Origin of the sequence: Allosphingosinicella sp. (genome assembly GCF_036387215.1) — a bacterium.
GTDB lineage: Bacteria > Pseudomonadota > Alphaproteobacteria > Sphingomonadales > Sphingomonadaceae > Allosphingosinicella.
The window spans coordinates 1-6,466 of sequence record NZ_DASVUE010000194.1 but is presented as its reverse complement, the minus strand read 5'-3'; the positions used below and the strand labels follow the sequence as shown (position 1 = coordinate 6,466).

Genomic DNA, 6,466 nt, shown 5'->3' with positions numbered 1-6,466 from the left:
ACCCCATCAGCAAAACGGCGGCGAGGCCGACCAGGAATTTGAGCGCAGGAGACATATCAAGGCCTTCCGGAGCGGGGGCGGACGCTGAGCTTATCCATATGCGGCGGCGCTCCGGCAAGCCTCATCGGCCTCGCTCCAGCTCGCGCCAGCCGATGTCCCGTCGATAGAAGCCGGCCGGGAAGTCGATCCGGCCCGCGGCTTCGTAGGCAAGATTGCGCGCCTCCCCCACGCTGGCGCCGGTGGCGGTGACGTTCAGGACCCGGCCGCCACTAGCCACCAGCTTGCCCGCCGCCGCCGCGGTGCCGGCCTGGAAGACTTTGGCGCCGTCCGCTTCCGCAGCGGCGATCCCTGAGATCGGGCCTCCCTTTTCGGGCGTGGCGGGATAGCCGTTCGCCGCCATCACGATGGTGAGCGCCGCCTCGGAGGAAAATTCGGGCGGCTCCTCGTCCGCGAGCTTACCCTTGGCGACGGCGCACATCAGCCCGAGGAGATCGCTTTTGAGGCGCATCATCAGCACCTGGCATTCGGGATCGCCGAAACGGGCGTTGTACTCGACGAGCTTCGGCCCCTCCGCGGTCAGCATCAGCCCGGCGTAGAGCACGCCCGAATACGGCGTTCCCCGCTCCGCCAGCGCCTTCACCGTCGGCCGGACGATCTCGTCCATCGCGCGCTGCTCGAGCGCCGGCGTCAGCACCGAGGCGGGGCTGTAGGCGCCCATCCCGCCGGTATTGGGGCCCGTATCGCCGTCGCCGACGCGTTTATGGTCCTGCGCGCTTCCGAACGGGACGACCGTCTCCCCGTCGGTGAGCGCGAAGAAGCTCGCTTCCTCGCCCGTCATGAACTCCTCGATCACGACCGAGGAACCCGCTGCCCCGAAGCCGCCGCCGAACATCGCATCGAGGGCGGCTTCAACGTCCTCCGGCGTCTCCGCGATGACCACGCCCTTGCCCGCAGCGAGCCCGTCCGCCTTGATCACGACAGGAAGCTTGAAATCCTCGAGCGCCGCCTCCGCCGCCAGACGGTCGGAAGCGAGGGAGAATCGCGCCGTTGGGATGCCGTATCTGGCGCAAAGCTCCTTGGTGAAGCCTTTCGACCCTTCGAGCTGCGCCGGAATTTTGTTCGGGCCGAACACGCAAAAGCCCATCGTCCGGAGATTGTCGGCAAGGCCGTCCACCAGCGGCGCTTCCGGCCCGATCACGATCAGCTCGATCGAATTCTTGAGACAGAAATCGATCGTCGCGCGATGATCGGCGGCATTGATGTCGACGAGCTGGGCGTGCTCCGCGATGCCCGGATTGCCCGGCATCGCGAACAGCTTGCCGAGCTTCGGCGATTGCGCCAGCTTCCAGGCCAGAGCATGCTCGCGCCCGCCCGAGCCGATCAGCAGGACATTCATGAACGCCTTCCCTCCAGCACCAGACGGGCTGTTAGCAACCGAGACGCCGGGCGACAACGCGCCGGCAATGTCCGTGTCGGAACTCTCGACGCGGCTGAAGCGGACGGTGGAGGACGCGTTCGGGCTCGTGCGCCTCCGGGGCGAGATCTCCGGCTTCAAGCGCCACGCCTCCGGCCACTGCTATTTCACGATGAAGGACGACAAGGCCTGCATCGACGCGGTGATCTGGAAAGGCTGCGCGCAGATGCTGCGCTTCCGGCCCGAAGACGGCATCGAAGTGGTGGCGACGGGCAAGCTCACCACCTATCCCGGCCGATCCAAATATCAGATCGTCGTCGATCGGCTCGAGCTTGCCGGGCAGGGCGCGCTGATGGCTTTGCTCGACAAGCGCCGGCGTGCGCTTGCCGCCGAAGGGCTGTTCGATCCGGAGCGGAAGAAGCCGCTCCGCTTCCTGCCGCGGACCATCGGCGTCGTGACGTCGCCGACCGGCGCTGTGATCCGCGACATCCTTCACCGCCTCGCGGACCGCTGCCCGAGCCATGTGATCGTCTGGCCGGTGGCAGTGCAGGGCGAAGGCGCGGCGGCGCAGGTGGCGGCGGCGGTGCGCGGCTTCAATGCGATGGCCGAGAAGCCGGACCTGGTGATCGTCGCCCGCGGCGGCGGCTCGATCGAGGATCTCTGGGCCTTCAACGAGGAGGAGGTGGTGCGCGCCGTCGCCGGTTCCGCCATCCCGACGATCTCGGCTGTGGGGCACGAGACCGACACCACGCTCTGCGACTTCGCCGCCGACGTTCGCGCGCCGACACCGACGGCCGCTGCCGAGATCGCCGTCCCGGTGCGGGCCGAGCTTCTCGCGCAGATCCGCGAAGCCGGGCTCCGCGCCTCGCGTTGCGCCGGGCGGGCGGTGGAGAGGGCGGGCGAGCAGCTCGAAAACAGCCTTCGCCGCTTTCCGGAGCCGGACGCGCTGCTGGCGCCGCAGCGGCAGCGGCTGGACGAGCTTTCCGAGCGGCTTCCCCGCGGCCTGTCGGCGCAGCTCAGCCATGCCCGCGCCGATCTCGGTCAGGCCGCCGGCGCGCTTCGGCCCTCGCTCCTCGCGGCCAATCTCCGGCGCGGCCGCGAGCGGCTGGGGGCGGTACGGCTCGATCCTGCGCTGGTCCGGCGGCGGATCGAGGAGGGGCGCCGCACGCTCGACAGCCTCTGGCGGATCGCCGCGCAGGCGCATCCGGACCGGCCGCTCGCCAAGGGCTATGCCCGTATCGAGGATCGGGACGGGCACACGCTCATCTCGGCCGAGGCGGCACGCGCGGCCGGCAAGCTTCGCCTGGTGTTCGGGGACGGCAAGGTGGATGCGAGCATCGGCGACGGGGTTGAGCGGCCGCGCCGCGAAGCCTACGTGAAGCCCGAACAACCCAAGCTCCTCTGACAGGGCCGAACGCCGATGCTGATGTCGAACCAAGGCCGCACTGCCCGACTCCATTATGTGGCGGGCACGTTCCGGATGCTCTCGCCGGGCGACCATGTCGTCTGCGCCGTCACCGGCCAGCGCATCCCGCTCGAGGAGCTCCGCTACTGGAGCGTCGCCCGCCAGGAGGCTTATGCGAATGCGGAAGCCTCGGTGAAGGCGGAGCGGCTCGGCTGAAGCCTCAGCAGATTTGCTCGACCTCGAGCCGCCCCGCAGGAAGGGGCTGCAGCACCTCCCGCGCCGGAACCGCGGGATCGAGCCAGCGGCCGAACTCGGCCTGCGGCAGGACCGCGACCTGACGGCTGTGATAGGGGGCGACGTCCGGGCCCGGCTCCGTCGTCAACATCGTGAACGCCTCGCCGACCTTCTCATCGTTCCGCACCAGCCCGGCGATGCCGAACCAGTCGCTCCCTTTGAGCGTGAACAGCCACTTGTGCTTGCGCTTGCTTTTCTGGTCGCTGTGCTTGGTGAATTCATAGAAGCCGTCCACGACGATGATGCACCGCCCGCTCGTAAACTCGCGCCCCTCCGAGCGATAATTGTAGACCGGCTTGCCGCCCGCGCCGGGCCAGCTCCAGCGGCGGACGACCAGTTCGGCCCCCTCGGCGCCCGAGCGCACGATGGCGTTCTGATCAGTGATGCGGATGCTTTCCAGCGGAGCGAGGTTCGGCAGCCCCTCCGGAAAACGCAGCGGGATCCGGATCTGGCTGAAATCGTCGCGTATCTGGCCGAGGGCGACGCGGCGGCGCACTTCGTTGCACATGGCGCCTTGGTAGCGGCGGCGGGCGGCGGGGAGAACCCCGCAGCCGCGCAGGCGTTCAGACCGGATGTACGTGATCGAGATATTCCTCCCGCTCCACGGGGAAGGCGGGCAGGCCTTCGCAGCGGCGATGTTCGGTGAGGTGCGGCGCGAGCTGGTCGAGCGGTTCGGCGGCCTCACCGCCTTCACCCGCAGCCCGGCCGAGGGGCTGTGGGAGGATGAAGGCGAGGTCACTCGCGACGACATCGTCATCTTCGAAGTCATGGCCGAACAACTGGACCGCGGCTGGTGGAGCGCGTTCCGGAAGCGGCTGGAGGAAAGGTTCGAGCAAGACGTGATCGTCGTCCGCGCCCGCGACGTCGTGATGCTCTAGAGCGGCAGCGGGAGCGGGATGGGAACCGGAGCTTCACTTTCGGTGCCGAGGTTCGAGAGGCCCAGCCCAAGGAGCCGGATGCCCTTCGGCGGCGGCAGCAGGCTTCGAAGCAGGCCCGTTCCAATCTCCAGGAATTCGTCGCACCCGCTGACCGGACGATCCAGCGATCGGGCGCGGGTGACGATCCGGAAATCCTGATATTTGACCTTGAGGTTCACCGTTCGGCCGGCCAGCCCCTTCTTCTCGATCCGCTGCCAGACGTGCCGCCCGATCCGGTCGAGCTCGCCGAGGAGATCGGCGCTGTCGCGCAGATCCTCGAAGAACGTGTCCTCGGCGCTCACCGACTTGTACGGCCGGTCCGCCTTCACCTGCCGGTGGCAGATGCCGCGGGCGAGATCGTGATAATATGGCCCGGAGCTGCCGAAATGCCGGGCAAGCCATTCGAGGCTCTTCTCGCGCAGGTCGGCCCCGGTTTCGATGCCTAGCGCCGCCATCTTCTCGGCGGTTTTTGGGCCTACGCCATGGAAGCGCTTCACCGGCAACTTCGCCACGAACGCCTCGCCCTTCGCCGGCGTCACGACGCAGAGGCCGTCCGGCTTGTTCTGGTCGCTCGCAAGCTTGGCGAGGAACTTGTTGTAGGAAACGCCGGCCGAGGCGGTGAGGCCGGTTTCAGCGCGTATCCGAGCGCGTATCTCTTCCGCGATCTTGGTGGCGATGCCGATCCCCTTCAGGTCCTCCGTCACATCCAGGTACGCCTCATCGAGGCTAAGCGGTTCGACGTGCGGCGTATAATCGTGGAAGATAGCCCGGATCTGGTTCGACACCTCGCGATAGGCATCGAATCGCGGCTTCACGAAGATGAGGTTGGGGCAGCAGCGCTTGGCAGTGACGGAAGGCATAGCCGATCGCACGCCGAACTTCCGCGCCTCATAGCTCGCCGCCGCAACCACGCCGCGATGCATTCCGCCGACCGCGAGAGGCTTGCCGCGAAGCTGAGGATCGTCCCGTTGTTCGACGGACGCATAGAAGGCGTCCATGTCGACGTGGATGATCTTGCGGACGGGCGCCTCGTTCACCCCCTGTTCTTAGCGCGAACGGCGGCCGGTTAGAAGGTGTAAGATAGGCCTAGCGCCCCAAACCACTGGTTCCTGCTGCCGGCTGTAGAGACGATCGGACTTTCGGCGAAATCTCCGCGGAGGCGTGTGTAGGCGCCGACCGCGAACAGGCCGAGTCCGCTCAGGAGATCGCCGGTCAACGAATGCGCCCCGCCGAGGCTGAGGGTCCAGCTCTTGAAGCCGCCGTCAGCGTCGTAGCGGGCAAGGCCCGAGGCAAGCGAACCGGCCTGGGTCACGTCGTAATAATAATCGGCATAGCCGTCGCCGACGATGTCGGCGGAAAGGCCGATGCCGACATAGGCGGTGCGGCTGAGCGGCGTTCCATACTCGATCGCGGGTGTGATGACGTGGCTTTTGTGGGCGCCGCCGATGTCCTTCACATAGGAGATGCGGAAGGAGAGATTGTCATAGTCGCTGGTGATGACGCCGGTCTGGCCGATGCCGACGAAGCCGCCAACCTCAACAGCCGTGTCGAGCTTGCCGAGCGCCTTTACCCGCGCGTCCTTGATGCCACTGGTGCGGTTGAGGCGGACGCCCACCACCGGTCCGATGGCCAGGTCCAACCCCGGTCCTGGGGGCTCCGGAATGGCATCGAGGTAGAGCTGCAGCCCGCGCGTGTAGAAGCTGTGCCCGCCGACCTTGCCGCGTACGATTCCGGCCGGGATAAGCCTGTAATCGTCGGAACCTTCGTAGCTCGGCACGTAGCCGACGCCGGCGCCGATCGTCAGCGTATTGCGGTCATCGGGAGGCGGTGCGTCTTGGGCAAGAGCGGGTGCGGTGGCAGCGAACATCACTCCGGCTAGAAGCGTGGCGGCGATCCTGTTCACGTGGACGAGTTCCTTCCCCCTGAGTTCCGTAAGCCGCGATCTATGCAGCATAGTTGCGGGTAAGCAACGAACTTAGAAGCGTACGTTGAGGCCGACCGCTGCGACCCGGCGGCTGCGGGGGCCGAGGTTCTTGGCGCTCCAGTTGCGCCGGAACTCGGGCTCCTTCTGGTTTTCGTGGGTGACGGAAAAGAGGCCGAGCCCGGCGCTTACCCCCGCAATGACGGGCAGGCTGCCGATGAGCCCTGTCGCCACGGCCGAGCTTCCGTCCTGCTGGGGATAGGTCTGGCTGGAGAAGCCGAGCCCCGGCTTGGCGGCCTTGAACATGTCCGCTTCTGGAGAGGCGGGGGCGGCGGCGGGATCGGAGACGATCGTCTGCGGGCGCTCCCGAAGCGTGAGGCCGGGCAGCGACGGCCCTTGCCTCTGCCCGCCTGCGCTCTCGGCGTAAGCCGGAGCGGCGGAAACGAGCGCCATGGAAAGCGCCGCGATGACGGGCGGCCTCAGCATCCTCTAGCAGTACATCCCTGTTTTACCTG

At 67.3% G+C, this 6,466-nt stretch carries 8 protein-coding genes; 3 read left to right on the top strand and 5 right to left on the bottom strand.

All coding sequences use genetic code 11. From position 1 onward, the window contains the following. Positions 1-121: 121 nt before the first annotated feature. Complete coding sequence (gene purD, locus VF662_RS07890) at positions 122-1,396, bottom strand: phosphoribosylamine--glycine ligase (protein ID WP_464139627.1); 1,275 nt, start codon at positions 1,394-1,396, stop codon at positions 122-124. Between purD and xseA the strand changes: the two genes are divergently transcribed. Further along, complete coding sequence (gene xseA / locus VF662_RS07885) at positions 1,395-2,819, top strand: exodeoxyribonuclease VII large subunit (protein ID WP_464139625.1); 1,425 nt, start codon at positions 1,395-1,397, stop codon at positions 2,817-2,819. The genes purD and xseA overlap by 2 nt on opposite strands. Positions 2,820-2,834: 15 nt before the next feature. Then, positions 2,835-3,035, top strand: a complete 201-nt coding sequence (locus VF662_RS07880; protein WP_464139623.1) for a DUF2093 domain-containing protein — start codon at positions 2,835-2,837, stop codon at positions 3,033-3,035. A gap of 4 nt (positions 3,036-3,039) precedes the next feature. Here VF662_RS07880 and VF662_RS07875 read toward each other — a convergent pair whose 3' ends face one another. Beyond that, complete coding sequence (locus tag VF662_RS07875; protein WP_464139621.1) at positions 3,040-3,621, bottom strand: SOS response-associated peptidase family protein; 582 nt, start codon at positions 3,619-3,621, stop codon at positions 3,040-3,042. A 64-nt stretch (positions 3,622-3,685) separates the two neighbouring features. On the opposite strand from VF662_RS07875, the gene VF662_RS07870 reads away from it, so the two are divergent. Then, positions 3,686-3,991, top strand: coding sequence for a hypothetical protein (locus VF662_RS07870; protein WP_464139619.1), 306 nt, complete (start codon positions 3,686-3,688; stop codon positions 3,989-3,991). Here VF662_RS07870 and dinB read toward each other — a convergent pair. From dinB to VF662_RS07855, 3 genes are all read right to left on the bottom strand, one after another. Next, positions 3,988-5,067, bottom strand: a complete 1,080-nt coding sequence (gene dinB, locus VF662_RS07865; protein ID WP_464139617.1) for a DNA polymerase IV — start codon at positions 5,065-5,067, stop codon at positions 3,988-3,990. The genes VF662_RS07870 and dinB overlap by 4 nt on opposite strands. Before the next feature lie 29 nt (positions 5,068-5,096). Continuing rightward, complete coding sequence (locus tag VF662_RS07860; protein WP_464139615.1) at positions 5,097-5,933, bottom strand: MipA/OmpV family protein; 837 nt, start codon at positions 5,931-5,933, stop codon at positions 5,097-5,099. Positions 5,934-6,005: 72 nt separating this feature from the next. Then, complete coding sequence (locus tag VF662_RS07855; protein WP_464139613.1) at positions 6,006-6,437, bottom strand: hypothetical protein; 432 nt, start codon at positions 6,435-6,437, stop codon at positions 6,006-6,008. Positions 6,438-6,466 lie beyond the last annotated feature (29 nt).